Here is a 14,889-nt window from a genome sequence, read left to right on the forward strand (position 1 = left end):
GCATGTTCGACGCTCAGTTCGCTTACGAGCTGCTCAATGGCATCGCCTTGTCCATGGCCCGCCTCTACCCTTGCATGTTTCTCGTCCCTGCGTTTCTGTTCAAGCACCTCAAAGGCCTGCCGCGCTATGCCGTACTGACGGCGCTGGCGCTGATCCCCGCCCCGGGCATCGGTCAGGAGTTGAGTCGGCTGGGCAAATCGTGGTCGGACATCTTCTTTCTGATTTTCAAGGAAATGATACTGGGCACCCTGATGGGTCTGGTGCTGTACCTGCCATTCTTTTTATTCAGCGCGGTGGGCGTGTTGCTCGACAACCAGCGTGGGGCGCTGACAGGCGGCCAGCTCAACCCGGCACTGGGCGCCGATGTGACGCCGTTATCTCATCTGTTCGAAGAAACCATGATCATGCTGTTGATGATCATTGGCGGGTTGCCGCTGCTGATGCAGGTGATCTGGGACAGCTATCAGATCTGGCCCGCAACGAGCTGGTGGCCAGCGCTGCAAGGACAAGGCTTCGATGTCTATCTAGGCATACTGCAGGACACTTTCACCCACTTGTTGCTGTATTCGGCACCGTTCATTGCCTTGTTGTTGCTGGTCGAAGCGGCGATGGCGTTGATCGGTATCTACAGCCCTCAACTGAACGTGTTTATCCTCGCGATGCCGGCCAAGTGCGTGATCGGGCTCGCGTTTCTGGTGATCTACTTGCCGACCCTGATGGACCTGGGCACCGAGCGCCTTGAGCTGCTCAAGGCCGTGCGGCATACCCTGCTGCTGATGGTCCCCGGTCCTCGCGAACCCACACCATGAGCGAGAAGAATCAGGACGCAACGCCCAAGCAGATTCGCGATGCACGCAAGCGTGGGCAAGTCGCGCAGAGCCAGGATCTGCCCAAGCTTTTGATCCTGGTGGTAGTCAGTGAAATCACTCTGGGCATGGCCGACGTCAGCATGGAAAAGCTGCAGGCGCTGATCAACCTGTCGATGACGCGCATGGATCAACCCTTCCTGCGCACCGTGGGTGAAGTGGTCACTCAGGGCGTGTGGCTGGTGGCCGCTTTTGCTGCGCTGAGTGTGGGCGTCGCCATGCTTATGCGCCTGGTCGGGAGCTGGATGCAATTCGGCTTCCTGTTCGCCCCCGAGGCGCTCAAGCCGACCATGGAAAAGCTCAACCCGTTCAGCCACCTCAAACAAATGTTCACCATGCGCAGCCTGGTCACATCGCTGTCCGGCGTGGTCAAGGCTGCGATCATCGCAACCGTCATGTGGTTCATCGTCGAGCCCGCGCTCGGCACGCTGGTCAGCCTGGTGCACACCGATCTGGTGACGTTCTGGCACGCCCTGTCGACGCTGTTCCACCGGATTCTGCGGGTGACTTGCGGGATATTGCTGGTACTCGCAGTGGCGGACTTTGCTATTCAGAAGTATTTCCACGCCAAGCAACTGCGCATGAGCATGGAAGACATCAAGCAGGAATACAAAAACTCCGAGGGCAACCCGGAGGTCAAGGGCCACCGCCGCCAACTCGCCCACGAATTGCTCAATCAGGCACCCAAGGCGCCGCCCAAACCGGTCAAGGATGCCGACGTGTTAATCGTCAATCCGACTCACTATGCAGTCGCCCTCTATTACAAACCTGGCAAAACAGCCCTGCCGCGCATCCATTGCAAACATCTGGATGCCGGCGCCCTGGCGCTGATCGAGGAAGCAAAGCGCGAACGCATCCCGGTGGTCCAGTGCGTGTGGCTCGCCCGTGTTCTGTACCGCGTGCCCGAAGGTCGCTTCATCCCGCGCGACACGCTGCAGGCGGTGGCGCAGATCTATGGCGTGATCAAGCAACTGGACGATGAAGCCAAACGGGAAGTCATCCTGGCGAACGATATCGACATGCTCTGACCACAAATATCGTAAGCCCTGAAAAGCCTTTCCAGCGTCTTGCAGACTGTGTGGGAACCGTTTCAGAGCTATGAACCACACACAGGTATCAGCCCTGAGCGAGCATTCACGGAATGATTAATTCACTACTATCGCGCTTGCATGGCCAGTCCCAGACGGTCCAGCAGCCACCTGCGGCGCCCCCCCTGCACAGTCAGGCCAAGGCCCCGAAACTCAATCAGCTTCGCGATCGCCCATCACATGTTGGTGTGGCGAACTCGCTGATGAAGGCGGGCAGCAAATTCACCGGCATGTTTCGCGCCCGTCAGCGTGACGTCGGCAAGCACGAACAACGCGATTGGCACGACGACCTGATGCGCGTGCCACGGGACGGTAAAACCACCGACCTGCAAATGGTCAACTCCAGTTCTGCGCACGCGATCACCCAGAAACTCAACGCCGAAGGCCGCTACAAGGATATTCGCGCGATCAATCAGCATCACTTGGGCCCCGGGGTGAAGGGCTACCAGATGCAGGACCAGGACGGCCACTGTCACCAGGTGCAGCAAAGCGATGCGGTGATCAGCACATTGAAGTCGTCGATGCCCCAGGGCGTCAGCACGCTGATCGCGGCAGGCAAAGGCCATCAGGCAGAAAGCAGCGGTATTTTTACCGACAAGCAGAACGTCCAGTACACGTTGCACAATCGCACCCTTTATAGCTTCGACCGGGCGACGCAACGCTGGGCCCAGGCACAGCCTCTGCAGAACAACATCTCACGGCTGTCGCTGGATCAGCGCGGCGAGATGATTCTGTATAAACACAAGGACGACATACGCGACCACAGCGCTATCAAGAGCCATGAGGTCCAGTTAAAGCGTGACGGCAAGATTCGCCTGACCGAAGGCCATGATCCTGACAAAGGCGTCGAGCTCAGCCTGCTCAAGCACGATGGAACCCCTATCGATGTCGAGCGCGTCGGGTTGCTCAAGCCCAGTCACACCCACGGCAGCCCAACGCTGTTTGTACTGGACAAGGAAGGTGGGCTTCATCACAAGCTGCTCAACGATGACTGGCAGTCAAAATCCAGCATGGCGCTGCAGGAAGTGAAACCAAGCTTGAATCAGGCGATCGGCGTCGAGGCCGCCGACAAAGCGGCAATCGAGGGCTTCATCGCAGACGCCGGTACGCTCAAGGCGGTAATACGTGACGGCGTAGGCTTGCGCCACAGTGCGCCGCTCATTCAGCCGATGACTACCTCGAATAAAGATGAGCCCACCCAATGCAGAATGGGTCCCGGCTGGCGGCTGAGCGAGCAGATGCATCTGGTCAACCAGAACGGCCTGCCGGAAAGGATCGGCGTCGATGACACGCAAGTCCGCCTCCACGGCGGCGCTGCGCTGGGTCTGAATAAAAACCGAGACCTGTGCGGCTGGAACGAGACCACCCAGAGCTGGGACAAGCTCCACGTCAAGGGCGTCACTCAACTGGTGCGCGGTCTCGACGACAAGCCGTATGTGATTCAAGACGGTAAACCCAAGGTAGTGGAAGCCAGCTTCGCGCAGCCCAAACTGAAGCTGGGCAACGGTGAACCGGTGGCATTGGGTCGCTCGACCGCTGCAGAGGTGGGCCGAACGTTGAGCGAAGAGAAGGTCAGCCATTGTGCGGTCCTCGACGACAAGAATTTTGCCCTGCTCACCGAAGCGGCCCCACGTGTCCCAGCGAAGCTCAAAGCCAGCATCGAAGGGCTGAATGTCGATATCCCGCTCCCGCGTGATGCGCAAGGCAAAGAACTGGCTGTCACCAGCGTGGCGCTTGATCAGTCTCGTCAACTGTACGTGACGGCGGGCGGCAATCTGTACCGGCTGCCCCACGATCAGTGGACCCAGAGCCATCACGGCCAGACCGCAGCGTGGAAGCCGGCCGGGCTGCAAACCAAGGCACCTTCTGCGCCTGCGGCGGCGGCTGCGGTTGCTGCTCCTGCACAGGCTCCTGTTTCGGCGACGGCGACGGCCATTGCCATGGCGACTACCGCGGCGACAGCTTCAGCTACGCCGGGTGCTCCTGGTACGCCGCCAACGTCAAGGATCGGAAATCCAATTTCGCCAGGCATCACCGACCCGTCCAGAAAAGACGGCACAGACGTGCTTTTGGACCAGGTCAAAAAGACGCTCGCACCCGGTATTTCCCTGAGCGCTGCAGACTTGTCCAGCGCGACTGTAAGTATCGGCAAAGTCGAAATGGGGCCAAACAAACGCCCGGTGATCGAAGCCACGCTGTTGCCTCCAAGTACGACTGATGCCAACGGTCAGACGGTTCAGCCCGGACCGTCCACCCATTCGCTGGAATTGTCCTACGGTCGTCTCGGCGAAATAGTGCTGCGCCCGGCCAAGGCACAGGCCAATCCAACGGCCAACAGCCAGATGGAAAGCATGCAGGCGCGCAATCACAAAACCGCCAAAATCGGCAACGCCAACGGCTCGGCGACCACCACCATGTTTGGTTCCACCACCGACAATGTGCGTACTGGTGGCGCGAAGAACATCTTCAAGACCGCTGCCGAAGGGTTTCGCAAGATGGGCGAGTCCTATCAACACCACTTCCACCCTTTGGAAACCCCCAAGGCAAACGCCAAGGAACTCAAGCAAGCATTCAATTCAGGCGAGAACATCAAGCAGAAGCTGCAGGCTGCGGGCCACCATGCCTTGACCCCTGGCCCGCGCAGCCGCTCGGGCATGAGCCCGATCTACCAAGAGTCGCTGCGACTGTATAAGCGTTTTGATAGCGCTAATACCAAGGCCAATACCACCACCAACACAAACACAAACACAAACACAAACACAAACACAAACACAAACACCAATAGAACCGCCAGGCCGATGCTGGAGGCAGGGATAGCGCTGCTGGACACCAAGGCTGTGCCAAAAACCCGCGCCGACCTGGAAAAAGCACAACTGCATACCGGCCTCGAGACGCTGCACAAAGACATCGAGAACAGCAGCTACCAGGCAATCGTCCGACTGGGCCAGATTCACAAACTGCTCGATGAGCGCGGTAAAGCCCTGGAACCTGCGGCGGCCAACGTCCCGGTCGCGGCCCCGGGCGCAGGCACAGTCAAGGCCACCGGCGCAGTCAAAGTCATGCAGGATGCCTTGCTCGACAGCGGACTCAGCCCCACCAGCAAGGCGCAGACCAAGCTCGAAGAATTGGTCCAGCTAGGCCTGACGCTGCCAGTCCGCCAACTGGAACCGGGCTACGACAACACAGGCCGTAACGAAAGCAAGAGCAGCCTGCTGGAGGATCGTGTGCTGCTCGATGCCCAGACGCTTCTTCAGGTGCGCGATCTTCTGGGGCGAGTGAACAGTCAACAAGGACAGACCCAGATCGTAAACAGCGAAAATGTCGGGCCTGGCAAGAGCACTACGCTGGATCAGTTACAAGGCCTGCGCATGGCCTATGAAAACAGCGACATCAAACTGTTCAGCGACAACGGCATCGTCAGCCACCGCCAACTTGAGAAGCTGCACCAGGCTCGCGACACTGTAGCCCGGGAGCTTACCGGTCGGCATGGCCTGAATTACAACACCACGCGCTCGTTCTCCGAAGATCTGCGCGCCATCGGCGACCATTTCGGCAACCTGCAGGTGGGCGACGCCACCTCACTGCTGCGCAGCAAGGGTGCGACCTTTACATCACCTGCGGTGTTCGTCCCGCTAACCCCGGATGGAGGCGGAATTTACTTCAACTTCGGCATTGGGCGCGAACATGGGATTAGCCTGGAAACCGAAGGCGGTGAAGATGCGACGACACTGGGCCTGAAAAACAGCCGTAACAGAAACGAGTTTCTGAACGTCGGCTACTACCACGCACCCTCGGCGGTTTTCTCACGCTTGTTCAGCTCCGAGCCGAAGGGCAATCCGAGCAGTGCCGGCGAATTGTACAGTGCCGACGCCAGTTTCAAACTGACTCAGAGCCGCGCAATAGCAGGCTGGTTGACTGCCAGCAACGCCAGCATGGCTAACGTCATGGAGAACCTGCTGGATCCCAGTGCTTCATTGGCCGACCTGTATCGCCTGGGCAAGGACAAAGGCGGCTCGGTGGAAAAAAGCAAAGTTAACCAAGGGTCAATCGGAGTCGGTAGCGGCGTCGACCTGGGACGCCTGAACCTGGGCGGTACGATGCTGCGCAACGAAAGCGGTGGAGTATGGAACGCCTTCCTGCGCGCTACTGCCGGGATCAACGCCGAAGCTACGCTGGTGAACTATTCCAACACCAAGGTCACCACCCACAAAGGCGAAGGGCAAGATGCTAAAGCGGTAAAACGCGCCTTCGAGGCACTGCCCTCCGCCAGCGCAGGGGCGTATGCCCGGGTCGGTTTTGCTACCAACGGCAACGCGCACCCTGACCAGACGGCCAATAACATGGGCGTGAATAATCATATTCTGGTCGGCCAGACCGTCCTGCCCGATGCTCTCAGCGTCAGCTTCGCGCTGGACCGGGCCAAAAACGACAAATTCACCCTCAACTTCAAGCCCGGCAAAGCCGTGACCACGCCTCAGTTGCACGACGTGGAAAAGTCCTTGGGCAAGGTGCTCAAAGACAAAGAGATTGCCAAGGCACTGGCAGAGCGAAAAGCCCTGCTGACCGAGCTGGAGCGCTGCGCACCCGAGCCAACACAAGCCTCGGCTGCCCTGCCCTCAAGCCCTCTGGGAGGCCGCGCGTTGCCGCCAACCGTGCCACCTCGGCCAGCGCGAGAACGCGTGGCTAACTTGAGCACGCTGTTACCGCGCCTGAATGACAGCATGCCCAAGAATGATGAGGTCGACGCGTTGCAGAAGGCCATCGCCAGCCTGCCTGCAGCGCCGACCCAGGAGCAGCGTAACAAAGTACTCAACGATGCTCGAACCCTGGCTGTCGCAATGAAAGCCGATATCAAGGCGACGGAGGATTCCAAACTGCTGGAAAAAGCCAGTAAAGCCATTGATGCAGGCGAGAAAGTCGCAAATCCGGAAGGCCATCTGGCGGCACTAAAGGGTGTGGTCGACCATCTCGACAATCTGCCTCACGACAACGAGACGCTGCAAGAGCTGCGTTACAGCGTCCAGCAACTGGTCAAGAACAACGATCTGTCCAAGAGCGGCGGACGCCTGCTGGCATCTGGGGAACACAAGTTCACCAACACAGGATTGCAACTGCGCAAAGGTGGTCTGGTCGGTGACTCAGCCCCTTGGCGCGACAGGACCTCAACCCAGAACGCTAACGCCATCGCCACCTTCATCAACAAGAGCCCCGTGCTTCAGGAAATGGCCCGCCGCGCTGAACACTCCGGTCCTACGTCCATGGAGGTGACCCTTGAGCTCAAACCCAAGGTACTGGAAAGCATCGAGAACAGCCTGAACAGGCAAGACCCGAAAATTCAGAAAAAACTCGAAGAAGCCTTGAGAAATGACGACAACGTGCGGATCAAGCGCTTCACCTTGCTGCGCGGCGCAACCCAGACCGACGCCAAGGCAACGCCAAGCCTGTTGTTAAGCGCCAAAAGCAGCGCATCGGTCACCGATTCGGTGGTACTGGCATCGCTGGACCTCAAGTACAGCCAGGAAGAGGAGCACCGGCCAATCAGCATTACGCCTGGCGGTCTCCTGGTACGACCATTGGTGGACAAGGCAGTGCGCGATGACATGAGTGCCAAGGGCTATGCCATTAAAGGTTCACGCAACAAGAAGGATCTGCACAGCGAAGAAGACGCTGGCCGGGCCAAGCCTGGGGAAACCACCGTCGAGCATTCCAGCAACAGTGCCAATACCGGCAGCGGGCCACGCAGTACAGGCGCTCTGTGATGGTTAAGGCGCAGCGCCGGAAGTTATTCCTCGTTTCACCTCAACCTTGTTTTACCAACCCTGAAAGGAAAACATCATGATCCCAGCAATCGTCGCTTCCGCAGCACGCGCAGCCGCTCCAATGGCTAAAGATCTCGGTAAAGACCTGGGGGCCAATCTTGCCCAGGGCGCTGGTCAGCAACTGGCCAGCAGCGGCCTCGACGCCGTCAAAAACCTGATGAGCGGCGGGCCAAGCGGTGAACCGGTGTCCTACGCTAGCGCGAACGAGAACAAGCCAGCGACTTACTAAGTCTCTCCTCTCCAGGCCGGACGTTGCTGCGGTATGCGGCGCGTTCGGTGCTTATTCCTTCCTATCTTTGGGCATATCCGTTGTTGTGGTAACGGCTTTAATTGGTTGCGCCCTTACGGCGCGTCACTTTTGATAGAGCGCAAAAGTAAGCAAAACGCTCTTGCCTCACCACTGGGTGCCTCGCTGTCGCTCGGCATACCCGTAATCCGACCTTGCTGCGTGGGGCCGCCGCCACCGGCCATCCATGGCCTGAGGCGGCTAAACCGGCATCCCTGCCGGTTTACCCCACACAGCAAGGTCGAATTCCGGCCGGCGTGGTTTAACGGGGCGCTTAAGATCAAAATCAAAAGCAGATCAAAAGCAGATCCGATGCCTTTCAGAGCTACAGGTCGTTGATTGGACGCGATTTATGTGGGAGTCGCCCCGGTGTCCCTGACACCACGCTGTCGCGCAGCAAACACGGCCCCTGTAGGAGTGAGCTTGCTCGCGATTCGGCCTGTCAGTCGATGAATATTGCCTGTACTGGAGCTATCGCGAGCAAGCTCACTCCTACAGTAAAAAGCATTCCAAATCAGATAGTTATATTTTTTTTGATAGGAGCGAGGCTTGCCCGCGATGAACGATAACGCGAGTGTATCTGACTGACCGAGGCGCCTGTATCGCGGGCAAGCCTCGCTCCCACAAGATTCGTGCTTGTCGAGCGACAACGCTTAGTCGAAGGTAGGCCGGTAAGTTCAAACAACCAGGTCGGCTGTCAGGCCGCCGCGCTGTTGATTTTGATCTGAGGCGCCCCGTTAAATCACGCTGGCCGCCCGCAGATTCTGAACCGGGGGCAACCCGGCAGGACGCCGGGTTAGCCGCACCGGGCCATGGATGGCCCATTGCGGCGGCCCACGGTTCAGGATCTGCGGGCGGGTACACCGAGCACCAGCGAGGTGCCAAGTGATGGGGCAAGAGCCTTTTGCTTACTTTTGGGCTCTCAAAAGTGAGGCGCCGTAAGGGCGCAACCAATACAAGCCATTAACGCGCTAACGGATATGTACACAAAAAATCCCGACATGGAAAAGATGTGTACATACCTATGGAAGGATGCAGCGGGGTCAGCGCACCAACACACGACGCAAAGTAGCCAGCCGATCAGCGAACCCCATGATCCACTGACTGAAGCTCAATTCATTGAGCACACTGAGATCCTGCTGAGCACATAGACGAACCGTGTTCTGCGCATCCAGAGCCAACCAGCAACCGCCCAACTGGTCAGGCTTGAAATTGAGCTGCAGCAAACGCTCGTGGATGCCACGTTGCGTCTGATCAAGATCAATACGGGCATGGACGAACGCGACATCGCCCGGTGCCGGGACTTCGATATTCGCCAACTCCTGCCCCTGCTCGTCAGCCAGCGCACAGAGGCCATCCTTGAATACCAGTTCACTGCCAGCCTGCGCGGCCAGTGCCGCCAGCAAACGGTCGGCATGAGGTGTGGTCATGAGTTCTGCTCCCTATCAATGAAAATCTGCTTTGCCGTACATGGCGCGTGTCAATGACGCGCCAGACCTTCGCCCAGGTGCTCAAGCCCCATGAGCTGCAACTGATGAGCGCTGATTTCATCCAGCGCGGCACTGTCCAGTTCGCCTGGCAAACAATGCCAGACCACAAAATCGCGGCGAGAATCCAGGAACAGAAAGTAATCGTTGTAACGCTCCGGGTCATCGAAACGACGCTCCAGCGCATCACCTAACTGCGAAGGTCCAAGGCTGTGCCAGTCAACCTGCAGGGCCAGGCCCCAGTCCAGGCATTCGCGCCGTGTGCAAAAGGCTACGCCAGCAGCTATTTCCCAGATAGCAGGGCGTCCTGCCACCACCTCGGCGTAAAATTGCGCCTTGTCAGTATTACGAGCGGGCATAGGGTTAATCCTCCAAGGGCACTCGAGTGAATTCGGCCTGTTCATCCCCCAGGCCGAGGCCGTCGCGCATATCCGATGGCCACCAGATAACGACCTCACGGTCGTTGGAAACAGGCCGGTCACACGCCTCTTTGGCGCACCCGCGGTGGCCAAAGGAAGAGCAACCGGCCAACAACATCACGGTCAAAGCGAGCAAGACAGCTTTCATGGCTGGCTGACCTCCACAGTAGTGAGCAATGAACGACGTTGCGGCGCGCCGCTGTTGACTTTGGGTGGACGCAAAGCAATGAACACCTCGGCCTCTCCACCCGGCGGGACCCAGGCACTCGGCCAGACGCTCACGCCGACCGCATAACGACCTCCACAGCTGGCCTCATCAACGCGTTGTGGCGTATCGGACGTGTTGCGCACCAGCGCGACAGCGACGCCAAACCCTGCATCACCGGCATACCATTGCGCACGGCGTGGATCGAGTTGCAGGTCAGGATTGCCATCGCACAACGTCTCTGGACGCAGCGGTATGGCAGCGGCGGTAAAGCCCGCAGGCAGAGTCCCCTGAATCATCGCGCTCAAGGCCTTGGTGACCACTGTACGGTTCGGTCGCTCGGTGCCTTCGCGGCGCTTTTTGATCTTGTCCAGACGATCCTGCACATGGTTGGGATTGGCGTAGTCGACGTAGCGCATCGGGTTCACCTGGTCACCAATCAGGCGCGGCGTCAGGATGAACAAGCGTTCGCGGTTGGACTCACTGCGCTCGCTGGCCGTGAACAGCAATTTGCCAATAATCGGGATTGCGCTCAGGTAAGGCACTTTCTTGCGACGCTCGTTGTTTTCATAGACATGAAAACCACCCACCACCAGCGAGGCTTTCTCGGCAATGACCGCCTGAGTGCTGACATTGCCGCGGCGCACCGAAGGCTGCTCGGCGCGGATATTGGACTCCTGAATCTGCCCGTCCTCGATATCGACGACCATCTGAATCATCTGGTCCTTGGCACCGGAAGCCGTGATAGAACGCGGAATAACCTGCAGACTGGTGCCCGCCGTCAGCGGCTGGAAGTTGGCAACTCGCTCACCGATAGCCTCAAGAATTTCGGTCTGGCTAAAGTCGATTACCGCTGGCTGGTTTTCCAGGGTCAGTACCGAAGGATTGCCGATAATAGTGGCCGATCCTTTACCTTCCAGTGCGCGCAGGCCCAGGAAGAATTTGTCCCGATCCTGGACATACATTGTCGAGCTGCGGCCGTTCTCGGCGATGCTCGCGCCGCCGCTGAAATTACCGGCGCTCAACCCCCAGTTGCTGGACAACTCATCCATCGAATTGCGATCAACGTCGACAATGATGGCGTCGATCTCGATCACGTTACGGGGCTTGTCCAGCTCCTCCACCAGATCCTTGTAGATCGAACGCCGCTCGGGATCGTCGTAGATCAGCACGGCGTTGTTGCGCACGTCCGCCTCGACCCGAATGTGATTGCGTGAGCGCGAGGAACGCCGCTCGCCTTCGGTAGGTGCCACATAATTCTTGCCGCTGAAATTGCTCGCAACAGAGTCGTCGAACAGCTGCGGAAAATTACTCGCATCGGCACCGAAACCCGTGCTCATGCCACCCATGCCTGCCAAGGGCAACGTGCCGGTGCGCAGGGCATCAGACGTCAACCCGCCGCCCATTGAGGAGCGACGTTCCAGCAGGTTTCGTAACAACGTGGCAACGCCATCGACTTTCAGGCTTTCGCCGCGGTACTTGATCGGTCGGTCGGCAGCGTTCGCGTAGCGCAGCGGCAAATAGATGACTTCCTGCTTTTCATCGCGGCTTTGCTGCTTTTTGCTGAAGTCTTCGATCAACTCGACATAACGACGCGGGCCCCGCACCAGCACCACACCCTGCTCGGGCAAAGCGCCCCAGCCGAAGCGCGGATCGAGCAGGCCGACATCGGTCAATGCCTGGCTGAGGTCATCGACGGACTTCTCATCCACTTCGATACGCTTGGATTGCTGTTGATCAAGCGGACTGATGTACAGGCTGTTGTTGTAAACGAACCACTGAAATTGATGCTCCAGCGCAAGGCGATCGAGAAACGCCTCCGGGCTTTCGCTGCGCATCCGCCCGTTGACGGTGCCGCTGATGTCTTCCATCTCCAGACTGACGCCGAAACTCTCGGCGAAGTCCTTGAGGACCTGCGTCAACGGCGCATTCTTGGCGTCGTAGGCATACGGGGTGTCGCGCCATTGTTCCGGTACGACGGCAAACGTGGGCGTAGCCCAGAGCATCGCGGCCATCAACGGCAGGCAGGTCCAGGCAGTTTTACCCATTCATCAATCCTCTGTGCAGAAGTCCCAGACCCAGCGACGCGGGCATGGCGGGTCGGCCTGCCGTTTTGCGCGGGGCCTGTTCGGCGAGCACCAGCGCCCAGGCGGCTTGCTGGTTGGCCAGGTTTTCAACGGTGGCGACCAGTGCCGCAGTGTCGACATCGGGGGGCAACCAACGCACCAGGCAGGCACGTTGCTTATGACGGTCATAAGCCAGGGCAATCGGGTCTTCCCCCATCAGGCTGGCTTCGACCAGGCGCAACAGGGGGGCGAGCTGATCATTGTGTGTGCCCATGCGCCCAGGCAGTGCGACACGACAGAAGAAGCCGCCTTCGCGGTTTTGCACCTGGATGCTGGCGCCGTCCACCCAGCATTCGAAAAGCCCGCCAGCCTCGCGGCGGCAGGCTTCTAGCTGGGTGTACAACTCACTGGAAGCCATCGAGCACCGACTTGGTCATGCCGTGCTTCGCGCTCAAGGCTTGAGTCAGCGCGAAGTTGGCCGAAGTGGTGTTCATGGTTTCCTCGAAAATGGCCTGCATGTTCTCGACACTAGGATCGTCGGCGGCAGCTTCGCTCGCGTATTCGTAGTTGCGGCTGGCTCGGTCGTAGTTGTTGTCCAGTCGTCTTTCCAGGGCATTGGTTGACATGGCGTACTCTCTCGAAATGGGATGACTATCGATGAGTGGTCACGCCGGACAGAACGGTTCCGTCACTGATGAGAATGATCACGCCAGGTCAAGAATGCGCTCACGCAGCCGTTCCCAGTCGAGGCTGAAATCGCCGCTTTCAGTGCTCAGCCAGAGCGTACCGGGAGCGAGGCCGGTGTCGCGTTCGAGCTGCCAGTGCGTGTGCGGTTGTTGTTGCAACCAAGCGTCGACCGATTCATGAAGGTCCACGGAGCAACGCAATGTGGCGCGCACCGGACGGGTCTGGCTCTGGGCAATCTGGCGCACCAGAGCCAATGCGCGTTCTTCATCGGACAGCGTGCCCAGCAGACTGGCCAGCGTCTCGCTTAACAGGCTCCGGGCCTGCTCGACCAACGCCTCACGCTGAGCCTGCCGTTCGGCCTCCCAGCCTTCCAGCATGGCATTGGCGCGATCCCAGAATTGCGCTTGAGCATCGGCCAGCAGTTGCTCGCCCTGAGCCCGTGCATCGGCGAGCAAAGCCTCTGCTTGTATATGAGCACGCGCAAGGTGCTCACTGGCGAGCACCACATCGCTGAAATATTCGCGGCGCAGCAATGGCTCGGCAACGCCAGGCTGCGGAGCATCAAAACTGAGCGTGCGACGAATGAACATCAGGTTCCTCCAGGACACGTTGCAACGCGGCGCGCCAGAGCATATCCAGACGCTTGGGCTCGGCGCAGGGTGATGCGGTTACGGTGGTTGCGACTGCCCGCGGCCAAAGCAGCCTTAGCCGCTGCCATTGCGCTTCGCCGCGCCATTGAGCCAGCAATTGCAAAGGGTCGACAGGCTCGTCAGGCAACCAACTGCCCGGCCGTAACGCCTTGGCCACGCTGCGACACCAGGGCCGCAGACTTTCATCCGGCAGCTGTCGCGTTGCCCGCGCCGTGCACAGATGCTCGACAACAGCGAGCAATGACTCCCGATGTTCGCCGGCTTCGAGCAAGCTGACGATCATCGAGTCCGGGCGCGACGGGCTGCTCGCCTGAACACCGAACGCAGCGCCCAGACGATCAGGATGCACCGCTGATAGCCAGGCAAACTGGGCATCGCTCAAATGTCGTTCGCTTATCACTTCAGACCAACTGGCGTCAGCCCATTGCCAGGGCCGAGCCCACCATTGCAGCCACTGCTGCCCCAGTGCCGGACTCATGCCCCGCGCTCGTCAAACCGGCCAACAGCGGTACCTGGCGCCCTGGGTGCCGAACGCATGCCCACCAGCTCAAGCAATTTTTGGCGTAACGCCGGGCGTAGCCACAGAATCAAACCCGCGAATAAAAAGAAAATCCCCAACGCGCCACCCAGCATCGTGCCTTTGAGAGCGTCGACTTCCTGCTCTGGCACCATGAACGGTCCGTAATGAACCAGAACCTGCTCCTCTTGATAGGCACGTGCGTTGACGAAGACCACCGACAGTTTCTCGGTGTTATCCACCGCCGCTGCCATGCCGGGAATACTGCTGGCAACCATCCGCCGGATTCGCGGCAACACGGTATCCGGATCAAGGCTCGCAGCATGTTTGATGAACACGGCTGCCGAGGCTGGCTGTACCGGTTCGCCGGGCGCTACCCGCTCTGGCAGCACCACGTGTACGCGAGCGACAATGACGCCATCAATCTGCGACAGCGTCGACTCCAGCTCTTGTGACAATGCATAGATATAACGCGCGCGCTCTTCAAGAGGCGTGGAGATCACCCCTTCCTTCTTGAAGATTTCACCCAGATTAGTGCGCGTGCGCCGTGGCAGACCCGCCGCCTCCAACACCCGCACCGCTCGATTGATGTCCGAGGCGGACAGCAGAACGCTGACCCCTTCTTTGTTGCTGCGCTTGCTGGCGTCGATGTTCTTGCTCGACAACTCGGCGATCACATCATTGGCATCGTTTTCAGAAAGCTTGCCGTGCAGTTCTATCTGATCACCGCAAGCGCCCAGCATCAGCGCCAGCCCGATCAGGCTCAGGTATTGCAGAAAATGCCTCATCAGCCCACCCA

Annotated in this window: 13 protein-coding genes; 4 read left to right on the forward strand and 9 right to left on the reverse strand. The window is 59.1% G+C overall.

Translation table 11 applies throughout. The features are described 5' to 3' along the window. Nucleotides 1-2: 2 nt before the first annotated feature. From sctT to AO242_RS01745, 4 genes are all read left to right on the forward strand, one after another. Nucleotides 3-809 carry a type III secretion system export apparatus subunit SctT gene (gene sctT, locus AO242_RS01730; RefSeq protein ID WP_099267420.1) on the forward strand — a complete coding sequence of 269 codons (807 nt, stop codon included), beginning with the start codon at nucleotides 3-5 and terminating at the stop codon, nucleotides 807-809. Further along, nucleotides 806-1,894 carry a type III secretion system export apparatus subunit SctU gene (gene sctU, locus AO242_RS01735; RefSeq protein WP_027902895.1) on the forward strand — a complete coding sequence of 363 codons (1,089 nt, stop codon included), beginning with the start codon at nucleotides 806-808 and terminating at the stop codon, nucleotides 1,892-1,894. Before sctT ends, sctU begins: the two co-directional genes overlap by 4 nt. A 113-nt stretch (nucleotides 1,895-2,007) precedes the next feature. After that, nucleotides 2,008-7,713, forward strand: a complete 5,706-nt coding sequence (locus AO242_RS01740; protein ID WP_099267421.1) for an AvrE-family type 3 secretion system effector — start codon at nucleotides 2,008-2,010, stop codon at nucleotides 7,711-7,713. A gap of 76 nt (nucleotides 7,714-7,789) precedes the next feature. After that, complete coding sequence (locus tag AO242_RS01745) at nucleotides 7,790-8,002, forward strand: hypothetical protein (RefSeq protein WP_027902894.1); 213 nt, start codon at nucleotides 7,790-7,792, stop codon at nucleotides 8,000-8,002. Between the two features lie 1,100 nt (nucleotides 8,003-9,102). Here the strand turns inward: AO242_RS01745 and AO242_RS01755 are convergent. The 9 genes from AO242_RS01755 to sctJ all read right to left on the reverse strand — a co-directional run bounded on the left by AO242_RS01755 (nucleotide 9,103) and on the right by sctJ (nucleotide 14,878). Beyond that, nucleotides 9,103-9,489: a CesT family type III secretion system chaperone gene (locus AO242_RS01755; RefSeq protein ID WP_027902350.1), complete on the reverse strand. Its 387-nt coding sequence runs from the start codon at nucleotides 9,487-9,489 to the stop codon at nucleotides 9,103-9,105. Between the two features lie 50 nt (nucleotides 9,490-9,539). Beyond that, the gene (locus AO242_RS01760; RefSeq protein WP_099267422.1) at nucleotides 9,540-9,905 is read right to left on the reverse strand and encodes a type III secretion protein HrpV; all 366 of its coding nucleotides are present in this window, start codon (nucleotides 9,903-9,905) and stop codon (nucleotides 9,540-9,542) included. 4 nt (nucleotides 9,906-9,909) lie between these two features. Beyond that, nucleotides 9,910-10,113 (reverse strand): HrpT family type III secretion system protein, encoded by a 204-nt coding sequence (gene hrpT / locus AO242_RS01765; protein ID WP_027902348.1) that lies wholly within the window; start codon nucleotides 10,111-10,113, stop codon nucleotides 9,910-9,912. Beyond that, on the reverse strand, nucleotides 10,110-12,188 hold the full coding sequence (gene sctC, locus AO242_RS01770; protein WP_373562186.1) for a type III secretion system outer membrane ring subunit SctC: 2,079 nt from the start codon (nucleotides 12,186-12,188) through the stop codon (nucleotides 10,110-10,112). Before sctC ends, hrpT begins: the two co-directional genes overlap by 4 nt. 22 nt (nucleotides 12,189-12,210) lie before the next feature. Next, entirely contained in the window at nucleotides 12,211-12,654 is a 444-nt protein-coding gene (locus AO242_RS01775; protein ID WP_049827157.1) for a hypothetical protein, read from the reverse strand. Next, nucleotides 12,641-12,862, reverse strand: coding sequence for a hypothetical protein (locus AO242_RS01780; protein WP_049827156.1), 222 nt, complete (start codon nucleotides 12,860-12,862; stop codon nucleotides 12,641-12,643). Before AO242_RS01780 ends, AO242_RS01775 begins: the two co-directional genes overlap by 14 nt. Nucleotides 12,863-12,940: 78 nt before the next feature. Beyond that, nucleotides 12,941-13,513, reverse strand: coding sequence for a type III secretion system stator protein SctL (sctL, locus tag AO242_RS01785; protein WP_099267423.1), 573 nt, complete (start codon nucleotides 13,511-13,513; stop codon nucleotides 12,941-12,943). Then, nucleotides 13,485-14,051: a hypothetical protein gene (locus AO242_RS01790; protein WP_099267424.1), complete on the reverse strand. Its 567-nt coding sequence runs from the start codon at nucleotides 14,049-14,051 to the stop codon at nucleotides 13,485-13,487. Before AO242_RS01790 ends, sctL begins: the two co-directional genes overlap by 29 nt. Then, nucleotides 14,048-14,878: a type III secretion system inner membrane ring lipoprotein SctJ gene (sctJ, locus tag AO242_RS01795; RefSeq protein WP_099267522.1), complete on the reverse strand. Its 831-nt coding sequence runs from the start codon at nucleotides 14,876-14,878 to the stop codon at nucleotides 14,048-14,050. Before sctJ ends, AO242_RS01790 begins: the two co-directional genes overlap by 4 nt. Nucleotides 14,879-14,889 lie beyond the last annotated feature (11 nt).

It is taken from the genome of Pseudomonas sp. ICMP 561 (genome assembly GCF_002699985.1).
In the GTDB taxonomy this organism is placed as follows: Bacteria; Pseudomonadota; Gammaproteobacteria; order Pseudomonadales; family Pseudomonadaceae; genus Aquipseudomonas; species Aquipseudomonas quasicaspiana.

Bases quoted from the DNA above. Each gene is read 5' to 3' on its own strand.
- sctT (WP_099267420.1), top strand. From the start codon at position 3: ATGTTCGACGCTCAGTTCGCTTACGAGCTGCTCAATGGCATCGCCTTG.
- sctU (WP_027902895.1), top strand. From the start codon at position 806: ATGAGCGAGAAGAATCAGGACGCAACGCCCAAGCAGATTCGCGATGCA.
- AO242_RS01740 (WP_099267421.1), top strand. From the start codon at position 2,008: ATGATTAATTCACTACTATCGCGCTTGCATGGCCAGTCCCAGACGGTC.
- AO242_RS01745 (WP_027902894.1), top strand. From the start codon at position 7,790: ATGATCCCAGCAATCGTCGCTTCCGCAGCACGCGCAGCCGCTCCAATG.
- AO242_RS01755 (WP_027902350.1), bottom strand. From the start codon at position 9,489: ATGACCACACCTCATGCCGACCGTTTGCTGGCGGCACTGGCCGCGCAG.
- AO242_RS01760 (WP_099267422.1), bottom strand. From the start codon at position 9,905: ATGCCCGCTCGTAATACTGACAAGGCGCAATTTTACGCCGAGGTGGTG.
- hrpT (WP_027902348.1), bottom strand. From the start codon at position 10,113: ATGAAAGCTGTCTTGCTCGCTTTGACCGTGATGTTGTTGGCCGGTTGC.
- AO242_RS01775 (WP_049827157.1), bottom strand. From the start codon at position 12,654: ATGGCTTCCAGTGAGTTGTACACCCAGCTAGAAGCCTGCCGCCGCGAG.
- AO242_RS01780 (WP_049827156.1), bottom strand. From the start codon at position 12,862: ATGTCAACCAATGCCCTGGAAAGACGACTGGACAACAACTACGACCGA.
- sctL (WP_099267423.1), bottom strand. From the start codon at position 13,513: ATGTTCATTCGTCGCACGCTCAGTTTTGATGCTCCGCAGCCTGGCGTT.
- AO242_RS01790 (WP_099267424.1), bottom strand. From the start codon at position 14,051: ATGAGTCCGGCACTGGGGCAGCAGTGGCTGCAATGGTGGGCTCGGCCC.
- sctJ (WP_099267522.1), bottom strand. From the start codon at position 14,878: ATGAGGCATTTTCTGCAATACCTGAGCCTGATCGGGCTGGCGCTGATG.